This is a genomic window from Pseudomonas sp. zfem003 (assembly GCF_032621675.1).
Taxonomy (GTDB): Bacteria; Pseudomonadota; Gammaproteobacteria; order Pseudomonadales; family Pseudomonadaceae; genus Metapseudomonas; species Metapseudomonas otitidis.
In genome coordinates this window covers 34,836-55,173 of record NZ_JAVYJG010000002.1, presented here as the reverse complement: position 1 = coordinate 55,173, position 20,338 = coordinate 34,836, and the positions used below count along the sequence as shown (strand labels likewise).

The 20,338-nt window shown below is 65.5% G+C and carries 18 protein-coding genes and 2 riboswitches; of the genes, 11 read left to right on the top strand and 7 right to left on the bottom strand.

The window, feature by feature from the left end; all coding sequences use genetic code 11:
* Positions 1-510: 510 nt before the first annotated feature.
* The 3 genes from RTK35_RS03760 to RTK35_RS03750 all read left to right on the top strand — a co-directional run bounded on the left by RTK35_RS03760 (position 511) and on the right by RTK35_RS03750 (position 4,743).
* The gene (locus RTK35_RS03760; protein ID WP_208275219.1) at positions 511-1,995 is read left to right on the top strand and encodes a M4 family metallopeptidase; all 1,485 of its coding nucleotides are present in this window, start codon (positions 511-513) and stop codon (positions 1,993-1,995) included.
* A 224-nt stretch (positions 1,996-2,219) separates the two neighbouring features.
* Positions 2,220-3,863 carry a methyl-accepting chemotaxis protein gene (locus tag RTK35_RS03755; protein WP_316907418.1) on the top strand — a complete coding sequence of 548 codons (1,644 nt, stop codon included), beginning with the start codon at positions 2,220-2,222 and terminating at the stop codon, positions 3,861-3,863.
* Between the two features lie 47 nt (positions 3,864-3,910).
* A riboswitch (glycine riboswitch) is annotated at positions 3,911-4,001 on the top strand.
* A riboswitch (glycine riboswitch) is annotated at positions 4,002-4,101 on the top strand.
* 21 nt (positions 4,102-4,122) lie between these two features.
* Positions 4,123-4,743 (top strand): trimeric intracellular cation channel family protein, encoded by a 621-nt coding sequence (locus RTK35_RS03750; protein ID WP_316907417.1) that lies wholly within the window; start codon positions 4,123-4,125, stop codon positions 4,741-4,743.
* A 16-nt stretch (positions 4,744-4,759) separates the two neighbouring features.
* Here RTK35_RS03750 and RTK35_RS03745 read toward each other — a convergent pair whose 3' ends face one another.
* From RTK35_RS03745 to thiI, 3 genes are all read right to left on the bottom strand, one after another.
* Positions 4,760-5,032, bottom strand: coding sequence for a hypothetical protein (locus tag RTK35_RS03745; RefSeq protein WP_160480253.1), 273 nt, complete (start codon positions 5,030-5,032; stop codon positions 4,760-4,762).
* Between the two features lie 144 nt (positions 5,033-5,176).
* Positions 5,177-6,994 carry a translational GTPase TypA gene (gene typA / locus RTK35_RS03740; protein ID WP_044405428.1) on the bottom strand — a complete coding sequence of 606 codons (1,818 nt, stop codon included), beginning with the start codon at positions 6,992-6,994 and terminating at the stop codon, positions 5,177-5,179.
* Positions 6,995-7,123: 129 nt separating this feature from the next.
* A complete protein-coding gene (gene thiI, locus RTK35_RS03735) occupies positions 7,124-8,578 on the bottom strand; it encodes a tRNA uracil 4-sulfurtransferase ThiI (RefSeq protein WP_222900480.1) in 1,455 nt (484 codons plus the stop codon).
* A gap of 331 nt (positions 8,579-8,909) precedes the next feature.
* Here thiI and glnA point away from each other — a divergent pair, with 331 nt between their 5' ends.
* The 5 genes from glnA (at position 8,910) to ntrC (ending at position 14,384) form a co-directional block, all read left to right on the top strand.
* On the top strand, positions 8,910-10,313 hold the full coding sequence (glnA, locus tag RTK35_RS03730; protein WP_316907416.1) for a glutamate--ammonia ligase: 1,404 nt from the start codon (positions 8,910-8,912) through the stop codon (positions 10,311-10,313).
* Between the two features lie 197 nt (positions 10,314-10,510).
* Positions 10,511-11,050: a DUF4124 domain-containing protein gene (locus RTK35_RS03725; protein ID WP_284547413.1), complete on the top strand. Its 540-nt coding sequence runs from the start codon at positions 10,511-10,513 to the stop codon at positions 11,048-11,050.
* Between the two features lie 8 nt (positions 11,051-11,058).
* A complete protein-coding gene (locus RTK35_RS03720; RefSeq protein WP_074973834.1) occupies positions 11,059-11,676 on the top strand; it encodes a DUF4124 domain-containing protein in 618 nt (205 codons plus the stop codon).
* Positions 11,677-11,865: 189 nt separating this feature from the next.
* A complete protein-coding gene (gene glnL, locus RTK35_RS03715) occupies positions 11,866-12,951 on the top strand; it encodes a nitrogen regulation protein NR(II) (RefSeq protein ID WP_044405420.1) in 1,086 nt (361 codons plus the stop codon).
* On the top strand, positions 12,948-14,384 hold the full coding sequence (gene ntrC, locus RTK35_RS03710; RefSeq protein WP_044405418.1) for a nitrogen regulation protein NR(I): 1,437 nt from the start codon (positions 12,948-12,950) through the stop codon (positions 14,382-14,384). Before glnL ends, ntrC begins: the two co-directional genes overlap by 4 nt.
* 719 nt (positions 14,385-15,103) lie before the next feature.
* Here the strand turns inward: ntrC and RTK35_RS03705 are convergent.
* Positions 15,104-15,478: a hypothetical protein gene (locus RTK35_RS03705; protein ID WP_232060772.1), complete on the bottom strand. Its 375-nt coding sequence runs from the start codon at positions 15,476-15,478 to the stop codon at positions 15,104-15,106.
* A gap of 64 nt (positions 15,479-15,542) precedes the next feature.
* On the opposite strand from RTK35_RS03705, the gene RTK35_RS03700 reads away from it, so the two are divergent.
* Complete coding sequence (locus RTK35_RS03700) at positions 15,543-16,004, top strand: tRNA (cytidine(34)-2'-O)-methyltransferase (protein WP_044405415.1); 462 nt, start codon at positions 15,543-15,545, stop codon at positions 16,002-16,004.
* A 66-nt stretch (positions 16,005-16,070) separates the two neighbouring features.
* On the opposite strand, the gene secB is transcribed toward RTK35_RS03700, so the two are convergent.
* From secB to RTK35_RS03685, 3 genes are read right to left on the bottom strand one after another with little or no spacing between them, the layout of a single operon-like run.
* Positions 16,071-16,541, bottom strand: coding sequence for a protein-export chaperone SecB (gene secB, locus RTK35_RS03695; protein WP_044405414.1), 471 nt, complete (start codon positions 16,539-16,541; stop codon positions 16,071-16,073).
* Positions 16,542-16,577: 36 nt separating this feature from the next.
* Complete coding sequence (gene grxC, locus RTK35_RS03690) at positions 16,578-16,832, bottom strand: glutaredoxin 3 (protein WP_044405413.1); 255 nt, start codon at positions 16,830-16,832, stop codon at positions 16,578-16,580.
* A gap of 1 nt (position 16,833) precedes the next feature.
* Positions 16,834-17,247, bottom strand: coding sequence for a rhodanese-like domain-containing protein (locus RTK35_RS03685; RefSeq protein ID WP_044405412.1), 414 nt, complete (start codon positions 17,245-17,247; stop codon positions 16,834-16,836).
* A gap of 143 nt (positions 17,248-17,390) precedes the next feature.
* Here RTK35_RS03685 and gpmI point away from each other — a divergent pair, with 143 nt between their 5' ends.
* Positions 17,391-18,926, top strand: coding sequence for a 2,3-bisphosphoglycerate-independent phosphoglycerate mutase (gene gpmI / locus RTK35_RS03680; protein ID WP_316907415.1), 1,536 nt, complete (start codon positions 17,391-17,393; stop codon positions 18,924-18,926).
* 126 nt (positions 18,927-19,052) lie between these two features.
* Positions 19,053-20,315, top strand: a complete 1,263-nt coding sequence (locus tag RTK35_RS03675) for a murein hydrolase activator EnvC family protein (protein ID WP_074973840.1) — start codon at positions 19,053-19,055, stop codon at positions 20,313-20,315.
* Positions 20,316-20,338: the final 23 nt, after the last annotated feature.

Here is a 20,338-nt window from a genome sequence, read left to right as displayed (position 1 = left end):
GACAGGGTCGGCGCTATCCGAAAGGACTGTGCCCAAGGCGCTGTGAAAACTTCGTCAAAGTGAAGTCCTACAGGGGGCACGAATCCGAATAACATCAAACTGCCATATAACTGACATGGTTAACGGACGCCATGGCGAAAATGCCGACTTGACCAACGGCATCGCAAAAGAGGTCGAAGCCGGCTATAACGCTCCAGGCGACCTCCCGCCCTTCGCTGCACGTCCTTTCGTCGCCTTCCCTGACTGCACCAATTTGGGTCATCCCAGCGAAACCCTTGTCGCACTAGGATTTAAGCAGGACTTAAGTTCTTCGAATTGACTCGATATCAATAAATTCTCTTCGAACATCTTTGATATTCGAAATCACCCGTCTATATCTAAGCGCTCATCGCCCTGGCCCGGGCCACCCACCGGGCCAGCGCGGTGTCTCGCTCCGCTCTCACCCCCACAAGGCCGCCGGAGCAACACGGAGTCACCCTCCGTTTCCCAACAAAAAAGGAGAACCACGCCATGCAAAGGAAACTGTTCCAGCACTCGTTGATCGTGGCTGCCCTGGCCACCCCCGCGATGGGATTCGCGGCGGAACTGATCGACGTATCCACCCTCCCCACCCCGCGCTCCGGCCTGGCCGGTGGCGACATCCGCGCCGCCCTCGGCGTGGCGGACGATGACCTGGTCAAGGAGTCGAGCACCCGCCTGCCCAGCGGCACGCAGGTCACCCGCTACCAGCAGTACTACAAGGGCGTCCGCGTCTGGGGCGAGGCCATCACCGAGGCCGCCACCGGCAGCCAGCCCCGGCGCGCCGGGCGACTGGTGGCCGGCATCGAGCAGGACCTGGTGCGCGACGCCACCCCGACCCTCAGCGCCGAGCAGGCCCTGCAGCAGGCCCGCAGCCTGGTGAACACCAGCCAGCCGGTGAGCAACGAGCAGAGCGAACTGGTGGTGCGCCTGAACGAGCAGAAGCAGGCCCAGCTGGCCTATGTGGTCTCGTTCTTCGTCGGCGGGCCGGAGCCGTCACGGCCCCATGTGATGATCGAGGCCAACACCGGCGAAGTGCTGCGCCGCTGGGAGGGCCTGGCCCACGCCGAAGCCACCGGCCCGGGTGGCAACACCAAGACCGGCCGCTACCTGTACGGCACCCAGTACGGCCCGCTGATCGTCAATGACCGCTGCGAGATGAACAGCGGCGACGTGATCACCGTGAACCTCGGCAACAGCACCAGCAACACCAGCACCAAGCCCTTCCGCTTCGCCTGCCCGTACAACGAGTACAAGCTGACCAACGGCGCCTACTCGCCCCTCAACGACGCCCACTACTTCGGCAACGTGGTGTTCCAGATGTATGGCAACTGGTTCGGCGGCCTGCGCCCGCTGAACGAGAAGAAGCTGTACATGAAGGTCCACTACGGCAACGGCTACGAGAACGCGTTCTGGGACGGCCAGGCGATGACCTTCGGCGACGGCAAGAACCGTTTCTACCCGCTGGTTTCCCTCGACGTGTCGGCCCACGAGGTCAGCCACGGCTTCACCGAGCTGAACTCCGGCCTGGTCTACGAGGGGCAGTCGGGCGGCATGAACGAGGCCTTCTCGGACATGGCCGGCGAGGCCGCCGAGTACTACATGAAGGGCCAGAACGACTGGAAGGTGGGCGCCGAGATCTTCAAGGGCACCGGCTCACTGCGCTACATGGACCAGCCGAGCCGTGACGGCAGCTCCATCGACAACGCCAGCGACTACTACGACGGCATCGACGTGCACCACGCCAGCGGGGTGTACAACCGGGCCTTCTACCTGCTGGCCAAGTCCACCGGCTGGAACACCCGCAAGGCCTTCGAAGTGTTCGTCGACGCCAACCGCTTCTACTGGACCGAGACCAGCACCTACGACCAGGGGGCCTGCGGCGTGATCCGCTCGGCACAGAACCGCAGCCGGTCGACGGCGGACGTGATCGCCGCGTTCAAGGCCGTGGGCGTGAGTTGCAAGACAGCGCTGTAATCCCGGCCTGACGCATGACCCCGGCAGGTTCGCCTGCCGGGGTCATTTCTCAACCGAGGCAAAGCCCGGCGAATGAAATCTCCGGCTCCCGGCAGACAAGAAAATTCCAGAAAACCCAGGCACGACCTGGCCACTTGCCATTCAAGTTCTGTCAGAGTATTCCGAAACAAAATGTAGGCCGGCGCAACGACGGCCGGACTCCCCTCTCGGATGGAACTGACCTCATGCCGTCGCTGCGTTCTGTCAGCCTGCAGACCAAGATTCTGCTGGCCATCACCCTGGTCAACCTGATCAGCATCGCCACCTTCATCAGCTACGCGCAGTACGTGAAGTCGCTGGACATCCGCGAGCAGATGGACAACCGCCTGCGTGCCGCCGCCCATGCCGTGCCGCGCCTGCTGGGCAACGATTACCTGGAACGCACGCGCACCGCCGACGGCCTGCGCGAGGGCGAGTACCTGCAGCAGGTGCGCAACCTGGGCGAGTACGCCGGCGAGGTGGGCCTGAAGTTCGCCTACACCCTGATGGTCGACGGCAGCGGCCGGGTCTTCTACCTCTCCGACGGCGCCAGCGGCGACGAGATCGCCAGCGACAGCTACGCCAAGCACCTGGAGGAGTACAAGGACGCCAGCCCGGCGGTTATCCAGGCAGCCCGCAGCGGCCAGGCGCAGTTCGACGAATACACCGACAGCTACGGGACCTTCCGCTCCATCTTCCTGCCGATGCGCACTGCCAGCGGCCAGCCCTATGTCGTCGGCGTGGACGTAACCCTGACCAGCCTCGACCAGGCCATCACCGACAGCCTGCACAGCCTGCTGCTGATCGGCAGCGTGACCCTGGGCATCGGCCTGCTGCTGTCCTGGCTGGTGACCCGCATGCTGGTGCACGCCATTCGCGGCCTGACCGGCCAGCTCAACCAGATCGCCCAGAACCGCGACCTCTCCCGTCCGCTGGCCGTCACCAGCGAGGACGAGCTGGGGCAGATGGGCACGCGCCTCTCCGGCCTGCTGCAGGACCTGCGCCAGACCCTCGCCGGCGCCCTCGGCATGGCCGACAGCAACCAACAGCTGGCGGAAACCTTCCTCCGCCGCGCCGACGACATCACCCAGCAGATCCAGCAGGCCGCCCACCAGCTGGCGGACGTGGATCATCACGGCCAGTCCATCCAGCAGGCCGCCGGGCAATCCTCCAACCTGGCCGGCGCGGTGCGCAGCAACCTCGAGCGCACCAGCAGCGAGCTGAGCCGGGCCCACCAGGAGCTGCAGCAGCTGATCGCCGACGTGCACGGCAGCACCTCGTCCAACATCGAACTGGCCACTGACCTCGACGGCCTCAGCCGCGAAGCGGAGCAGATCGGCCATGTGCTGCAGATGATTGCCGGCATCTCCGAACAGACCAACCTGCTGGCCCTCAACGCCGCCATCGAAGCCGCCCGCGCCGGGGACGCCGGCCGGGGTTTCGCCGTGGTGGCCGACGAGGTGCGCAAGCTGGCGGGGCAGACCAAGAGCGTATTGAGCGACGCCCACCGGGTGATCGACCAGGTGACCGGCGCCATCCGCCAGATCGCCCAGCGCATGGGCAGCACCGCCGAGCGTTCCCGCGCCCTGGCCGGCAATGCCGACGAAGCGCTGGACGCCCTGGACACCCTGGTGCGCCAGATGGGCGAGGTGAACGCCAACGTCGAGCAGGCCCTGGCCAGCAGCGAGCACATCCAGCACGCGGTGGCCGACATGTCCGGCCGCCTGGGGGACATGCGCAGCGCCTTCGAGCACACCCGCCAGGACGTGGACGCCATCAACCATTCCGCCGCCGAACTGGGCGATACGGCCCGCGCCCTGAAGAGCGGGCTGGGCGTGTTCCGCACCTGACACAGGGAAGCTGACTGCTCGCACAACTTTGGTGCAACGCATATACTCCGCGCCCCGCAGGAGAGAGGGGCGCCATGCGCTCCCGCCGAAGGCGCAAACTCCCATAATCGCTCAGGCAGCAGTCACTGCGGATTTCCATGATCGCCAACTGGAGAGCGGCCGCCGGCGAGCGGCCCACCGAAGGGGCAAACGGCACGCGCCGTAGAAACTCTCAGGTACACAGGACAGGGGGAGGGGCAGCACAACGCAGGAGTTCTGTGTGCTTACCTCTGTCTACCTGATCGCCATCTGTGCAGAAGCCATGTCCGGCGCCCTCGCTGCCGGTCGCCGCAACATGGACCTGTTCGGCGTCAGCCTCATCGCCTTCCTCACCGCCCTGGGCGGCGGCACCGTCCGCGACATCCTCCTCGGCCACTACCCGGTGAGCTGGACCCAGCACCCCGAGTACATCTTCCTCACCATCGGCGCCGGCCTAATGGCCATGCTGCTGTCACGCTTCATGCACCACCTGCGGCAGCTGTTCCTGGTGCTCGATGCCATGGGCCTGATCGCCTTCACGGTGATCGGCTGCAACGTCGCCCTGGGCCTGGACTACGCGCTGCCAGTGGTGGCGATGGCCGGGATCATCACCGGCATCTTTGGCGGCATCCTCCGCGACATCCTCTGCAACCGCACCCCGCAGGTGCTGCGCCAGGAGCTCTACGCCAGCGTCTCCCTGCTGGTCGCCCTGCTCTACCTGGGCCTGCGCCAGCAGGGCGTGAACGAGGACATCAACCTGCTCGCCTCCTTCAGCGTCGGCTTGCTGCTGAGACTGTCGGCGATCCGCTTCGGCTGGTCGCTGCCGATGTTTTCCTATGCGCCGGGACGGTGGGAGTACTAGCCCTTTCGGTGCCGCCTCAGCTCTCCTCCGGACCGGGAGAGGACGCGGCGTATCGTGAAGCACGGCGGCGGTGGCTGAGCACCGCAAGAGCGAGTGCAACGGGTACGCCGACAGCCCCGGTAAACAGGGCCGAAAGAAGGCAGGCCATGATGACGAACTCGATTGCAGACTTGAAAAGCGCCCAACGGGGCTGAGTCAGCCGTACGACCATGAAAGGAAGCAGGATCAGGCTGGCGACGATCAGAGAGCTGACCACCAGCATGGGCATGAGGAAATTGGGAGAGTCCATACAGTCCCTTGCAAGTCACGTTGATCGGAAGACCGACGCATACGGTACAGCCAGCGCACAACACCTGGACAGCACCGCGACACACCCAACAAAAAGCCCCCGCCGGAGCGATCCGGCGGGGGCTTTTCAGTTACTGATCGGAGATCAGACCTTGCTGCGCTCGTAGCGCTTGCGGTCGTTCTCGTTCAGCATTTTCTTGCGCAGGCGGATGGACTTCGGCGTCACTTCCACCAGTTCGTCGTCGGCGATGAATTCCAGCGCCTGTTCCAGGGTGAACTTGATCGGCGGAACCAGGGCGATGACTTCGTCCTTGCCGGAAGCGCGCATGTTGTCGAGCTTCTTGCCCTTGGTGGGGTTGATCACCAGGTCGTTGTCACGGCTGTTGATGCCGCACAGTTGGCCTTCGTAGATCTCGTCGCCCGGGGCGAGGAACAGCTTGCCGCGGCTCTGCAGGGTTTCCAGCGAGTAGGTCAGGGCGGTGCCGGTGGCCATGGAGACCAGTACGCCGTTCTGGCGGTTGGTGACTTCGCCGGCCTTGATCGGGCCGTAGTGGCTGAAGGTCGAGGTCAGGATGCCGGTGCCCGAGGTCAGGGTCAGGAAGTTGTTGCGGAAGCCGATCAGGCCACGCGCCGGGATGGTGTACTCAAGGCGGACGCGACCCTTGCCGTCGGGGATCATGTTGGTCAGATCGCCCTTGCGCAGGCCCATCTGCTCCATCACCGAGCCCTGGTGCTGCTCTTCGATGTCGATGGTGACGTTCTCGTAAGGCTCCTGCTTCTCGCCGTCCTTCTCGATGATCACCACTTCCGGACGGCCTACGCCCATCTCGAAGCCTTCACGGCGCATGGTTTCGATCAGTACGGACAGGTGCAGCTCACCACGACCGGAGACCTTGAACTTCTCGGCGGAATCGCCCGCTTCGACGCGCAGGGCGACGTTGTGCAGCAGTTCCTTCTCCAGACGGTCCTTGATGTTGCGGCTGGTGACGAACTTGCCTTCCTTGCCGGCGAAGGGCGAGTCGTTGACCTGGAAGGTCATGCTCACGGTGGGCTGGTCGACGGTCAGCGGCGGCAGGGCTTCGACGTTCTGCGGGTCGCACAGGGTGTCGGAGATGAACAGTTCGTCCATGCCGCTGACGCAGACGATGTCACCGGCTTCGGCTTCGGCGACTTCGACGCGCTGCAGGCCGGAGTGACCCATGATCTTCAGGACGCGGCCGTTGCGCTTGCTGCCGTCGTCGCTGACGGCCACCACCGGGGTGTTGGTCTTGATCTTGCCGCGGGCGATGCGGCCGATGCCGATCACGCCGAGGAAGCTGTTGTAGTCCAGCTGGGAGATCTGCATCTGGAACGGGCCTTCGGTGTCCACCACCGGGGCCGGGACGTGGTCGATGATCGCCTGGAACAGGGCGTCCATGTTGTCGTCCATCTTCTCGTGGTCGAGGCCGGCGATGCCGTTCAGGGCGCTGGCGTAGACGATCGGGAAGTCGAGTTGCTCGTCGGTGGCGCCGAGGTTGTCGAACAGGTCGAAGATCTGGTCGATGACCCAGTCGGGACGCGCGCCCGGACGGTCGATCTTGTTGACCACGACGATCGGACGCAGGCCGGCCTTGAAGGCTTTCTGGGTCACGAAGCGGGTCTGCGGCATGGGGCCGTCCTGGGCGTCGACCACCAGCAGCACGGAGTCCACCATGGACATCACGCGCTCCACCTCGCCACCGAAGTCGGCGTGGCCGGGGGTGTCGACGATGTTGATGTTGTAGCCGTTCCACTTGATGGCGGTGTTCTTCGCCAGGATGGTGATGCCGCGCTCTTTCTCCTGGTCGTTGGAGTCCATCACGCGCTCGGATTCCGCTTCTTTGCGGTCGAGGGTGCCGGAGAGCTTCAGCAGTTTGTCTACCAGGGTGGTCTTGCCATGGTCGACGTGGGCGATGATGGCGATGTTGCGCAGTTTTTCGATCACGGGTGTATCTCGATCAGGGGATTCGGTGTGCCGCTGAGTCTAGGCGGCCTGTATGAAGATCAGTCGATTCGGCGCGGCCGCCGGTCGGGGGGGCGGTGACGGATGCTGCCGCCGTAGAGCCCGGGCTGTTTAAGCCGGGCGATAAACGCGCACATTCGTATGCCCCTCGCTGAGCAGGTGGTGGGCGTGGAGGCGGCTCATGACGCCCTTGTCGCAATACAGGAGGTACTGGCGGTTGGCGTCCAGGTCCTTGAAGCGGCTGTTGATCGCGTAGAAGGGCAGCGCTTGCACGTCGATGCCTTCCAGCGCCAGCGGCTCGTCTTCCTGGGCGTCGGGGTGGCGGATGTCGAGGATGATCTGCCCCGGCAGGGCCTCGCGCACTTCCTCCACCTGCAGGTCCTGGCCCATCTCGTCGATCACGCGGTCGATGGCCACCAGGCGGGCGCGCTCCAGGGCGCGCTCCAGCACGGCCATGTCGAACTGCTCTTCCTCGTGCTCGATGCGGCCCGGCTTGGCGCGAGTGGTGGGGTTCACCGAGATCACGCCGCAGTACTCGGGCATGTGCTTGGCGAACTCGGCGGTGCCGATGCGGGTGGCGGTGTCGATGATGTCCTGCTTGTGGCTGGCGATCAGCGGACGCAGTACCAGCATGTCGGTGGCCGAGTCGATCACCGAGAGATTGGGCAGAGTCTGGCTGGACACCTGGGAGATGGCCTCGCCGGTCACCAGGGCATCGATGTGCAGCTTCTTCGCCATGTGGGTGGCGGCGCGCAGCATCATGCGCTTGAGCACCACGCCCATCTGGCTGTTGTCGACCTTGCCGAGGATCTCGCCGACCACTTCCTCGAAGGGCACGCTGATGAACAGCACTCGCTGGGAACGGCCGTACTTCTCCCACAGGTAGTGGGCCACTTCCATCACGCCCACTTCATGGGCACGGCCGCCGAGGTTGAAGAAGCAGAAGTGGGTCATCAGGCCGCGGCGCATCATCTGGAAGGCGGCGACGGTGGAGTCGAAGCCACCGGACATCAGCACCAGGGTCTGCTCCAGGGAGCCCAGCGGGTAGCCGCCGAGGCCTTCGTGCTGGTGGTGGATGACGAACAGGCGCTGGTCGCGCACTTCCATCCGCACTTCCACTTCCGGGTTCTTCAGCGAGATGCCGGCGGCACCGCATTCGCGACGCAGGCGGCTGCCGACGTGGCGCTCCAGCTCCATGGAGCTGAAGCTGTGCTTGCCGGCACGCTTGCAGCGCACGGCGAAGATCTTGCCGGGCAGCTGGTCGGCGTAGTGCAGCTTGCACTTCTCGAAGACGTCGTCGAAATCACCCAGCGGGTATTCGTTGATTTCCAGGAAATGGGTGATGCCCGGCGTGCAGCTCAGGCGCTCGATCATCTCGGCCAGCAGCTTGGGCTCGGTGCACTGGGTCACCAGCTCCAGGTTGTCCCAGACGCCAGACACCTCGACATCCGGGTCGAGGTCGCGCAGCACGGACCGGATGTTCTTCGCGAGCTGGCGGATGAAGTGCTTGCGCACCGGCCGGCTCTTGATGGTGATTTCTGGGAAGACCTTGATGATGAGTTTCATGGAAAAACTGCGCCCGCAAAGGCGACGGAAAAAGAGGGGCGCGGATTATAGCGGAAATTGTTCAAGCTTTGACCAAAATCAATCACGCACCACAATCGAGCACCAATAAGGTGCACAGCACATCAAACTGGCACGTTTATGGTGCGCAAAACTGTGCACAAACCGGCCGCAGTCCCCGCCCCGCCTGAGCTGTGGGGCTCCGGCCCATTCCTGGGCACTGGCACGCAAATTGCTCCCTTGTGAGGCAGGTCGCCCTGGCGGACTATCCCGCCCCGGCTTCACCTTTATTGGGGGTCGCATGAATGCCGCCCTCATCCACCTGGAGGACAACATGTCGAAGTCGCTTCAACTGATTAAAGAACACGACGTGAAGTGGATTGATCTGCGCTTCACCGACACCAAAGGCAAGCAGCAGCACGTGACCATGCCGGCCCGTGACGCCGACGACGATTTCTTCGAACACGGCAAGATGTTCGACGGTTCGTCCATCGCCGGCTGGAAAGGTATCGAAGCCTCCGACATGATCCTGCTGCCGGATGACAGCACCGCCGTCCTGGACCCCTTCACCGAAGAGCCGACCCTGATCCTGGTCTGCGACATCATCGAGCCGAGCACCATGCAAGGCTACGACCGCGACCCGCGCGCCATCGCCCGTCGCGCCGAGGAATACCTGAAGTCCACCGGTATCGGTGACACCGTATTCGTCGGTCCGGAGCCCGAGTTCTTCATCTTCGACGAAGTGAAGTTCAAGTCCGACATCTCCGGCTCCATGTTCAAGATCTTCTCCGAGCAGGCCTCCTGGAACACCGACGCCGACATCGAAGGCGGCAACAAGGGCCACCGTCCGAGCGTGAAGGGCGGCTACTTCCCGGTACCGCCGGTCGACCACGACCACGAAATCCGTACCGCCATGTGCAACGCCCTGGAAGAAATGGGCCTGGTGGTCGAAGTTCACCACCACGAAGTGGCCACCGCCGGCCAGAACGAGATCGGTGTGAAGTTCAACACCCTCGTTGCCAAGGCTGACGAAGTCCAGACCCTGAAGTACTGCGTGCACAACGTCGCCGACGCCTACGGCAAGACCGTGACCTTCATGCCGAAGCCCCTGTACGGCGACAACGGCTCGGGCATGCACGTTCACATGTCCATCTCCAAGGATGGCAAGAACACCTTCGCTGGCGAAGGCTATGCCGGCCTGTCCGATACCGCCCTGTACTTCATCGGCGGCATCATCAAGCACGGCAAGGCGCTGAACGGCTTCACCAACCCGTCCACCAACTCCTACAAGCGTCTGGTGCCCGGCTTCGAAGCCCCGGTCATGCTGGCCTACTCCGCCCGCAACCGTTCCGCCTCGATCCGCATCCCGTACGTCAACAGCCCGAAAGCCCGCCGCATCGAAGCGCGCTTCCCGGACCCGGCTGCCAACCCCTACCTGTGCTTCGCAGCCCTGCTGATGGCCGGCCTGGACGGCATCCAGAACAAGATCCACCCCGGCGATGCCGCCGACAAGAACCTGTACGACCTGCCGCCGGAAGAGGCGAAAGAGATCCCGCAGGTGTGCGGCAGCCTGAAGGAAGCCCTGGAAGAGCTGGACAAGGGCCGTGCCTTCCTGACCAAGGGCGGCGTGTTCTCCGACGACTTCATCGATGCCTACATCGAGCTGAAGAGCGAAGAAGAGATCAAAGTGCGCACCTTCGTGCACCCGCTGGAATACGACCTGTACTACAGCGTCTGATCCAGTCGCCTGCCCAGGCAGCGTGCCGCACCAGCGGCACGTTTCGAGAGGCCTCCTTCGGGAGGCCTTTTTTCATCCCCGCAACCCCGTTCCCGGCCCGGGTTTTCGGCGACACCGCACAGCACCGGCAGCCCGAACTTGCCAGCACCGCCTACCGGTGCAAGGCTTAGCGCCATTCCCATCCGGAGAGACCGGCCATGCGCCCCATGCTCGCCTGCCTGCTGCTGACGCTCGCCCTGCCCGCCAGCGCGCAGATCTACAAGTACACCGACGCCAACGGCCACACCGTGTTCACCAACCAGCCGCCGGAAGGGGGCAAGGTCGAAGCCGTCGAATTGCCGCCAACCAACACCGTCGAGGCCCAGAAACCCGTTGCCCCACCGCCGGCCGAACCCGAGAAGAAGGTCAGCGCCGCCTACGAGCAATTGAGCCTGGTGTTGCCCAGCGACGAAGCCCTGCGCGCCAACAACGGCTCGTTCACCCTCGATGTGCGCATCAAACCGCGCCTGCAGCCCGGCCACAGTCTGCGCCTGGTGATGGATGGCAAGCCTTATGGCAGCCCCGCCAATGTCCCGCGCCTGCAGGTCACCAACGCCAGCCGTGGCGAACACAGCGTGTCCGTCCAGGTGCTGGAGGGCGAGAAGGTGGTGCAGCAGAGCGACACCCAGACCTTCACCCTGCAGCGGGTCGATACCAACAGCCCTGCCATGCGCCCGAAACCCACGCCGAGAACCTAGCCCGCCCCATGCGCACGCTCCTGTTCTGCCTGCTTCTCGCCAGCCTGCCCGCCGTCGCCCAGGTCTACACCTACGTCGACGAGGAGGGAAACCGCGTCTTCACCGACCAGCCCAAGCCCGGCAATGCCAAGCGCATCGAACTGGCACCCTCCAACGCCATGACCCCGCAGCGCGGTGCGCCACTGGTGGCGCCGCCCGCCCCCATCCCACGGGAGCAGGGCTACCAGGTGCTGCGCATCCTGATCCCCGAGCCTGATGCCACCGTCACCGGCGACGGCGGCCTGATCGTCACCGCCACCAGCGATCCGGTACTGCGCGACGGCCACAACTACCGCCTGGTGCTCGACGGCAACGTCCAGGGCGAGCCCGGCCGCAGCCCGGTCTTCCCCCTCAGCAACCTGGACCGGGGCACCCACCAGCTGGCGGTGGAGATCATCGACACGCAGGGCCGCGTGGTGGAGCGCACCCCCAACCAGCCGGTGCACGTGAAACGCGTGTCCCTCGACCAGAAGCGCCGTGTGAAACCCTGCAAGAAAGCCGACTGGGGCGTGCGCCCCGAATGCCCGCTGAAGGACAAGCCGAAAGAGCCGGACAAGGGCATCATCGGCATCCTGCCGTTCCTCTGATCGCGCCTCGCACCATTTCGGTGCGAGCAGGCGCACCACTTTCTATACTCTCCCCATTTTGGTTCGCCCGCTGCGCCCCGGCATGCGCCGTCGCGTGGCCGGGCACCGCTGTGGGCGGCATTCCGCGCGTCTTTTCAGGGCTTGGTTTGCTTCTTGCATTTTCCCGCGCATCGCCGAGATGACCGACTCATGACCATCAACGACGCCCTGCATCGACTGCTGCTCGACAACCTGACCACCGCGGTGATCCTGCTCAATGCCGACCTGCGCCTTGAGTACATGAACCCGGCGGCGGAAATGCTCCTGGCCGTCAGCGGCCAGCGCAGCCACGGTCAGTTCATCAGCGAGCTGTTCACCGAATCTCCGGAAGCCCTGGCGTCCCTGCGCCAGGCCGTGGAACAGGCCCACCCCTTCACCAAGCGCGAGGCCATGCTGACCTCGCTCTCCGGGCAGACCATCACGGTGGACTACGCGGTGACGCCCATCCTCAACAAGGGCGCCACCCTGCTGCTGCTGGAAGTGCACCCCCGCGACCGCCTGCTGCGCATCACCAAGGAAGAGGCCCAGCTCTCCAAGCAGGAAACCACCAAGCTGCTGGTGCGCGGCCTCGCCCACGAGATCAAGAACCCCCTCGGCGGCATCCGTGGCGCTGCCCAGTTGCTGGCCCGGGAGCTGCCCGAGGAAAGCCTGAAGGACTACACCAACGTCATCATCGAAGAGGCCGACCGCCTGCGTAACCTGGTGGACCGCATGCTCGGCTCCAACAAGCTGCCGCAGCTGGCCATGACCAACGTCCACGAAGTGCTGGAGCGCGTCTGCAGCCTGGTGGAGGCCGAGAGCCAGGGCGGCGTCAACCTGGTGCGTGACTACGACCCGAGCATCCCGGACGTGTTCATCGACAAGGAACAGATGATCCAGGCCGTGCTCAATATCGTGCGCAACGCCATGCAGGCCCTGTCCGGCCAGAACGACCTGCGCCTGGGCCGCATCACCCTGCGCACCCGCACCCTGCGCCAGTTCACCATCGGCCACACCCGCCATCGCCTGGTGGCCAAGGTGGAGATCATCGACAACGGCCCGGGCATCCCCCCCGAGCTGCAGGACACCATCTTCTACCCCATGGTCAGCGGGCGCCCGGACGGCACCGGCCTCGGCCTGGCCATCGCCCAGAACATCATCAGCCAGCACCAGGGCCTGATCGAGTGTGAGAGCCACCCCGGCCACACCGTCTTCTCGCTCTTCCTGCCGCTGGAACAAGGAGCCGCATCCTCATGACCCGAAGTGAAACCGTCTGGATCGTCGACGACGACCGCTCCATCCGCTGGGTGCTGGAAAAGGCCCTGCAGCAGGAAGGCATGACCACCCAGAGCTTCGACAGCGCCGACAGCGTGCTCAGCCGCCTGACCCGGCAGCAGCCGGACGTGATCATCTCCGACATCCGCATGCCCGGAGCCAGTGGCCTGGACCTGCTGGCGCGCATCCGCGAGATGCACCCGCGCCTGCCGGTGATCATCATGACCGCCCATTCCGACCTGGACAGCGCAGTCGCCTCCTACCAGGGCGGCGCCTTCGAGTACCTGCCCAAGCCGTTCGACGTCGACGAGGCCGTTTCCCTGGTCAAGCGCGCCTTCCAGCACGCCCAGGAACAGCAGAACCTGGTGGCCCCGGCCAACCAGCCGCGCACCCCGGAAATCATCGGCGAAGCGCCGGCGATGCAGGAGGTGTTCCGTGCCATCGGCCGCCTCAGCCACTCCAACATCACCGTGCTGATCAACGGCGAATCTGGCACCGGCAAGGAACTGGTGGCCCATGCGCTGCACCGCCACAGCCCGCGCGCCGCCTCGCCCTTCATCGCACTGAACATGGCGGCGATCCCCAAGGACCTGATGGAATCCGAGCTGTTCGGCCACGAGAAAGGCGCCTTCACCGGCGCGGCCAACCAGCGCCGTGGCCGCTTCGAGCAGGCCGATGGCGGCACCCTGTTCCTCGACGAGATCGGCGACATGCCTGCCGACACCCAGACCCGCCTGCTGCGGGTGCTGGCCGATGGCGAGTTCTACCGCGTGGGCGGCCACACCCCGGTGAAGGTGGACGTGCGCATCATCGCCGCCACCCACCAGAACCTGGAAAACCTGGTGCAGGCCGGCAAGTTCCGCGAGGACCTGTTCCACCGCCTCAACGTCATCCGCATCCACATCCCTCGGCTGTCCGACCGCCGCGAGGACATCCCCGCCCTGGCCCGCCACTTCCTCGCCCGCGCGGCGCAGGAACTGGCCGTGGAGCCCAAGCTGCTCAAGCCGGAGACCGAGGAATACCTGAAGAACCTGCCCTGGCCGGGCAACGTGCGCCAGCTGGAGAACACCTGCCGCTGGATCACCGTAATGGCCTCGGGCCGCGAGGTGCATGTCGACGACCTGCCGCCGGAACTGCTCACCCAGCCTCAGGATGCCGCCCCGGTCACTAACTGGGAGCAGGCCCTGCGCCAATGGGCCGACCAGGCCCTGGGCCGTGGCCAGTCCAGCCTGCTGGACACCGCCGTGCCCGCCTTCGAGCGGATCATGATCGAGACCGCCCTGAAGCACACCGCCGGCCGCCGCCGCGACGCCGCCGTGCTGCTGGGCTGGGGGCGCAACACCCTGACCCGCAAGATCAAGGAACTGGGCATGAAAGTGGACGGTGCCGACGAGGACGACGGCGACGACGCCTGACCCCTCCCCGCCCTCCAAGGCCGCCTGCGGGCGGCCTTTTCATTGGCAATCGCTCTGCAGCAGGTCTTTCAGCGCAACAGGCCCTTGCCCCGCACCTGTGCAACCGCTCGATCGGATGCCCCAGCCCTGTGCCGAAGCGCGGGCTCAGCGTCTACCTGTCAGAACCCCTTTCAGCTCTCCGCGAAGGCGCTGCCTGAAAGGCTGAAGGCCGCGTATCCACTGGCTTTCGGCGTTATCCACAGCCGACAGAGCCACGCTGAAACGCAACTTGGCACAGCCTCTGCATTGGTCCTGGTACGTACAGTTTCAGGGGCCCTTGGTACAGGCAGGCCGAGAAGCCCCCTCTTTATATGCACCACCCGCTGCCCGGTCCCGCGTCGAGCCCCGCTCCGCGACCGAACAGCGGCAAACCCTTTCGGGGGCCCAGGTACAGGCAGGCCGGGGATTCCCCTTTCTTACAACCGCTCGCCGCCGTCGCCCCAGGCACGGCAACGGGCAAGACCCTTTCGGGGACCTTGGTACAGGCAGGCCGGGGAATCCCCCTTCTTACAGCCGCTCGCAGCCGCCGCCCCAGGCGCGGCAACGGGCAAACCCTTTCGGGGACCTTGGTACAGGCAGGCCGGGGAATCCCCTTTCTTGTAGCGCTCCAGCCACGCACCGTGGCGAGCAGCCTCCAGGGGCTTCGGGTTACAGGCAGGCCCGGAGCCCTTTTCTTTTCACTACCCTTCGTGCAGGTCGATGGACAGGCGCCACTGGCCGTCCACCCAAGCCCCCTGCCACTCGCCCTTCAACGGGCGCATGGCCACGAAGTGCAGCACCGCCCCGGCGGGCGTCATCTGCAATCGCCAGTTCACCGGTCGCCCCGCCATCTGCAGGCGCCCCTGGGCCGACTGGGCGCGCGCTTCGAAGACGAAGGCCAGTGCGCCGTCACGGTGCTCGGCGGTCTGGCGCGGCGTGCGGTTGAACCACAGCACCAGGCCACCCTCGGCCACCTCGATGCGCTCCAGGCGGGTGGGCTCGGGCTCGGTGAGGCGGCCGATCATCATTCCCAGCAGCAGGCCGAAGATCGCCAGCGAGCCGATGAAGCGCGGCAACAGACGCCTACGCTCGTCCTTTTCGGCGCTAGAATGCCGCCCTGTTTCGGGCTCGGGGCCACGCATGTTCCACGTCATCCTCTTTCAACCGGAAATCCCGCCAAACACGGGCAACATTATCAGGCTGTGTGCCAACTCGGGCTGCGACCTGCACCTGATCGAGCCCCTGGGCTTCGAGCTGGACGACAAGCGCCTACGCCGTGCCGGGCTGGACTACCACGAGTACGCCACCCTGCGGCGTCATCCCGACCTGGACAGCTGCCTGGCCAGCCTCGGCCACCCCCGGGTGTTCGCCTTCACCACCAAGGGCAGCCGGCTGTTCCACGATGTCGCCTTCGAGAAGGGCGACGCGTTTCTCTTCGGCCCGGAGAGCCGCGGCCTGCCGGACGACGTGCGCAACGCACTGCCCGAATCCCAGCGCCTGCGCCTGCCGATGCGCCCGGGCTGCCGCAGCCTGAACCTCTCCAACAGCGTCGCCGTGGCGGTCTACGAGGCCTGGCGCCAGCACGGCTTCTGCCTGGACTGACCCCAGGCCGGTCGCCGCCAATAAAAAAGCGCCCCGAGGGGCGCTTTTTCATGGAGCCGGAACGGCTCAGGCCTGGGCTTCACCACCCTGGATACGCGCCATTTCCTGGGCGTACAGGGCATCGAAGTTGACCGGGGAGAGCATCAGCGCCGGGAAGGAGCCGCGCACCACCAGGCTGTCCAGGGTTTCGCGAGCATAGGGGAACAGGATGTTCGGGCAGAAGGCGCCCAGGGTGTGGCTCATGGACGCCGCATCCAGGCCTTTGATCAGGAAGATGCCGGCCTGCTGCACTTCCGCGATGAAGGCGGTTTCCTCGCCGTTCTTCACGGTCACGGACAGGGTCAGCACGACTTCGTAGAAGTCGCCGTCCAGGTTCTTCTGGCGGGTGTTCAGGTCCAGCGCGACGCTGGGGGACCACTCCTGGCGGAAGATCTCGGGGCTCTTGGGGGCCTCGAAGGACAGGTCACGCACGTAGATGCGCTGCAGGGAGAATTGCGGTGCGGCTTCCTGGGAAGCGCCGTTTGCTTGTTCAGTCATTTGGCAGAACCTTCTTGTTCGTCCGTTACCGGAGGGTCAAGCCTCGAGCAGGGCATCCAGCTTCCCGGCCCGCTCCAGGGCATAGAGGTCGTCACAGCCGCCCACATGGGTCGGGCCGATCCAGATCTGGGGCACCGAGGTGCGGCCCGCCTTGCGGGTCATCTCGGCGCGTACATCGGGCTTCCCGTCCACCTTGATCTCTTCGTACTGGACGCCCTTGCTCTGCAGCAGCTGCTTGGCTCGCATGCAGTAGGGGCACCAGTCGCTGGAATAGATGACGACGTTCGGCATTTCACTTCACCAGGGGCAGGTTTTCGCCGCGCCAGCTGCCGATACCGCCGGACAGCTTGAGCGCATTGAAACCGGCCTTCTTCAGGTCACGGCAAACGGTGCCAGCGTGCTGGCCCATGGCATCGACCACGATGATGGCCTTGTCCTTGTGCTTTTCCAGCTCGGCCATGCGGGCGGCGAGCTTCTCGAAGGGGATGTTCAGGGAGTCGACGATGTGGCCGGTGCCGAAGTCCTTCACCGAGCGAACGTCCAGCACCAGGCCCTGGCCGGCGTTGACCAGCGCGGTCAGCTCGCGGGTGCTCACCGCACGACCGCTGCGGCGCAGTTCATGGGCGATCAGCAGCACCAGCAGGACGACGAAGATAGCGCTCAGCACATAGTGGTTAGTGGCAAATTCAATCAGGTGGGCAAGCATCGACGGGTCCCGGGGCGGTAAAATGCCGGCCAGTATACACAGCGCCACAGGTCCACCAAACCCCGGCCAGCGGTGACGTACAAGGAACTTGTACGTAAAATGCCGCTCCCTTTTTGCTCACGCCCCCTTGCGAGTCGGACGCCATGACAGCCACGCCCAAACCCCTGGTCCTGATCATCCTGGACGGCTTCGGTCACAGTGACAGCCCGGACTACAACGCCATCCACGCCGCCCGCACCCCGGTCTACGACCACCTGCGCGCGACCCAGCCCAACGGGCTGATCTCCGGCTCCGGCATGGACGTGGGCCTGCCCGACGGGCAGATGGGCAACTCCGAGGTGGGCCACATGAACCTGGGTGCCGGCCGCGTCGTGTACCAGGACTTCACCCGCGTCACCAAGGCCATCCGCGACGGCGAGTTCTTCACCAACCCGGTGATCGTCGGCGCCGTGGACAAGGCCGTCGCCGCCGGCAAGGCCGTGCACTTCATGGGCCTGCTCTCCGATGGCGGCGTGCACAGCCACCAGGATCACCTGGTCGCCATGGCCGAACTGGCCGCCCAGCGCGGCGCCGAGAAGATCTACCTGCACGCCTTCCTCGACGGCCGCGACACCCCGCCCAAGAGTGCCCAGCCCTCCATCGAACTACTCGACGCCGCCTTCGCCCGCCTCGGCAAGGGCCGCATCGCCAGCCTGATCGGCCGCTACTACGCCATGGACCGCGACAACCGCTGGGACCGCGTCGAAGCCGCCTACAACCTGATCACCGAAGGCCGTGGCGAATTCGCCGCCGCCACCGCCGGCGAAGGCCTGGCCGCCGCCTATGAGCGCGGCGAGAGCGACGAGTTCGTCAAGGCCACCACCATCGGCGCGCCGGTGCGGGTGGAAGATGGCGATGCTGTGGTGTTCATGAACTTCCGCGCCGACCGCGCCCGCGAGCTGTCCCGCGCCTTCGTCGAGCCCGGCTTCAAGGAATTCGCCCGTGCCCGCGAGATCGCCCTGGCCGGCTACGTGATGCTGACCCAATACGCCGCCAGCATCCCCGCCCCCAGCGCGTTCAAGCCCGAATCCCTGAACAACGTGCTCGGCGAATACCTGGCCAACAACGGCAAGACCCAACTGCGCATCGCCGAGACCGAGAAGTACGCCCACGTCACCTTCTTCTTCTCCGGCGGCCGCGAAGAGCCTTTCGCCGGCGAAGAGCGCATCCTCATCCCCTCGCCCAAGGTCGCCACCTATGACCTGCAGCCGGAGATGAGCGCCCCCGAGGTCACCGACCGCATCGTCGACGCCATCGAGCACCAGCGCTACGACGTGATCATCGTCAACTACGCCAACGGCGACATGGTCGGCCACACCGGCGTGTTCGAGGCCGCGGTCAAGGCCGTCGAGTGCCTGGACACCTGCCTGGGCCGCATCACCGCCGCCCTCGACAAGGTCGGCGGCGAAGCGCTGATCACCGCCGACCACGGCAACGTCGAGCAGATGGAAGACGAAGCCACTGGCCAGGCCCACACCGCACACACCTGCGAGCCCGTGCCCTTCATCTATTACGGCAAGCGCCCCGCCCGCATCCGCGAAGGCGGCGTCCTCGCCGATGTGGCCCCCACCGTGCTGACCCTGATGGGCCTGCCGGTGCCGCCCGAGATGACCGGCACCCCGATCGTCGAGCTGAAATGACCCCGGGGCCGACCGCCGGCCCCTCGGATTGGTCCGAATGCCCCGGTGCGCAGGCCCCGGGGCGTTTTTTTTACAGAGCGTGACGGGCATACTAGGCCGGTCCTCCCGCCTGGTGACGCACCCCTCATGTTCCGCGCCTTCACGTTCCTCCTCTGCGCCTGCCTCCTGGCACCGGCCTTCGCCGACGAACGCGCCCAGACCCAGCAGCAGCTGGACCAGGCCGCCAAGGACGTCGCCGAGCTGAAGAAGCTGCTCAAGCAGCTGCAGGAGGAGAAATCCGGCGTCCAGGCCGACCTGAAGAAGACCGAGTCCGACATGGGCCAGCTGGAGAAGCAGGTCAAGGACCTCCAGCAGGAGCTGGACAAGGGCGAAGGCGAGGTGAAGCGCCTGGATCAGGAGAAAAAAAAACTCCAGGGCGCACGCGCTGAACAGCAGCGGCTGATCGGCATCCAGGCCCGCGCCGCCTACCAGAGCGGCCAGCAGGAATACCTCAAGCTGCTGCTCAACCAGCAGAACCCCGAGAAGTTCGCCCGCACCCTCACCTACTACGACTACCTCAGCCAGGCGCGCATGGAGCAGTTGGCCACCTTCAACGAGACCCTGCGCCAGCTGGCCAACGTCGAGCGCGACATCGCCACCCAGCAGGCCGCCCTCGTCGAGCAGAAAAGCGCCCTGGACGGCCGCCGCGAGCAGCTCGCTGCCCTGCGCAAGGAGCGCCAGCTGGCTCTGGCCAAGCTCAACCGCGACGTCAGCGACCGCGACCGCAAGCTCAAGGCCCGCGAGCAGGAACAGGCCGAGCTCGGCCGCGTGCTCAAGACCATCGAGGAAACCCTGGCCCGCCAGGCCCGCGAAGCCGAGGAAGCGCGCAAGCGCGAGCTGGCCGAGCGCCAGCGCCAGGAAGAAGCCCTCAAGCGCACCCCCGGTACCCCGCCGCGCACCGTCGAAGGCCCGCTGGTCTCCAGCGCCGGCACCTCCTACGGCGGCCCGTTCTCCAGCGCCCGGGGCAAGCTGCCCTGGCCGGTGAATGGTCGCCTGGTGGCGAGATTTGGAACTCCGCGCGGCGAAGACGAACGAACCAAGTGGGACGGTGTGCTCATCGGAGCCTCCGCCGGCAGCCAGGTGCGCGCCATCCATGGCGGGCGCGTGGTGTTCGCCGACTGGTTGCGCGGCGCCGGGCTGCTGGTCATCCTCGACCACGGCAACGGCTACCTGAGCCTGTATGGCCACAACCAGAGCCTGTTGAAGAACGCCGGCGACGTCGTCAAAGCCGGTGAGTCCATCGCCACCGTCGGCACCACCGGCGGCCAGGACACACCCGCGCTGTATTTCGCCATCCGCCAGCAGGGGCGCCCCAGCGACCCCGCGCAGTGGTGCCGAGCGCAAGGATAAGCGCCACCCAATCCCGTAGGAGT

Bases quoted from the DNA above. Each gene is read 5' to 3' on its own strand.
- RTK35_RS03760 (WP_208275219.1), top strand. From the start codon at position 511: ATGCAAAGGAAACTGTTCCAGCACTCGTTGATCGTGGCTGCCCTGGCC.
- RTK35_RS03755 (WP_316907418.1), top strand. From the start codon at position 2,220: ATGCCGTCGCTGCGTTCTGTCAGCCTGCAGACCAAGATTCTGCTGGCC.
- RTK35_RS03745 (WP_160480253.1), bottom strand. From the start codon at position 5,032: ATGGACTCTCCCAATTTCCTCATGCCCATGCTGGTGGTCAGCTCTCTG.
- thiI (WP_222900480.1), bottom strand. From the start codon at position 8,578: ATGAAACTCATCATCAAGGTCTTCCCAGAAATCACCATCAAGAGCCGG.
- glnA (WP_316907416.1), top strand. From the start codon at position 8,910: ATGTCGAAGTCGCTTCAACTGATTAAAGAACACGACGTGAAGTGGATT.
- RTK35_RS03725 (WP_284547413.1), top strand. From the start codon at position 10,511: ATGCGCCCCATGCTCGCCTGCCTGCTGCTGACGCTCGCCCTGCCCGCC.
- RTK35_RS03720 (WP_074973834.1), top strand. From the start codon at position 11,059: ATGCGCACGCTCCTGTTCTGCCTGCTTCTCGCCAGCCTGCCCGCCGTC.
- glnL (WP_044405420.1), top strand. From the start codon at position 11,866: ATGACCATCAACGACGCCCTGCATCGACTGCTGCTCGACAACCTGACC.
- ntrC (WP_044405418.1), top strand. From the start codon at position 12,948: ATGACCCGAAGTGAAACCGTCTGGATCGTCGACGACGACCGCTCCATC.
- RTK35_RS03700 (WP_044405415.1), top strand. From the start codon at position 15,543: ATGTTCCACGTCATCCTCTTTCAACCGGAAATCCCGCCAAACACGGGC.
- secB (WP_044405414.1), bottom strand. From the start codon at position 16,541: ATGACTGAACAAGCAAACGGCGCTTCCCAGGAAGCCGCACCGCAATTC.
- grxC (WP_044405413.1), bottom strand. From the start codon at position 16,832: ATGCCGAACGTCGTCATCTATTCCAGCGACTGGTGCCCCTACTGCATG.
- RTK35_RS03685 (WP_044405412.1), bottom strand. From the start codon at position 17,247: ATGCTTGCCCACCTGATTGAATTTGCCACTAACCACTATGTGCTGAGC.
- gpmI (WP_316907415.1), top strand. From the start codon at position 17,391: ATGACAGCCACGCCCAAACCCCTGGTCCTGATCATCCTGGACGGCTTC.
- RTK35_RS03675 (WP_074973840.1), top strand. From the start codon at position 19,053: ATGTTCCGCGCCTTCACGTTCCTCCTCTGCGCCTGCCTCCTGGCACCG.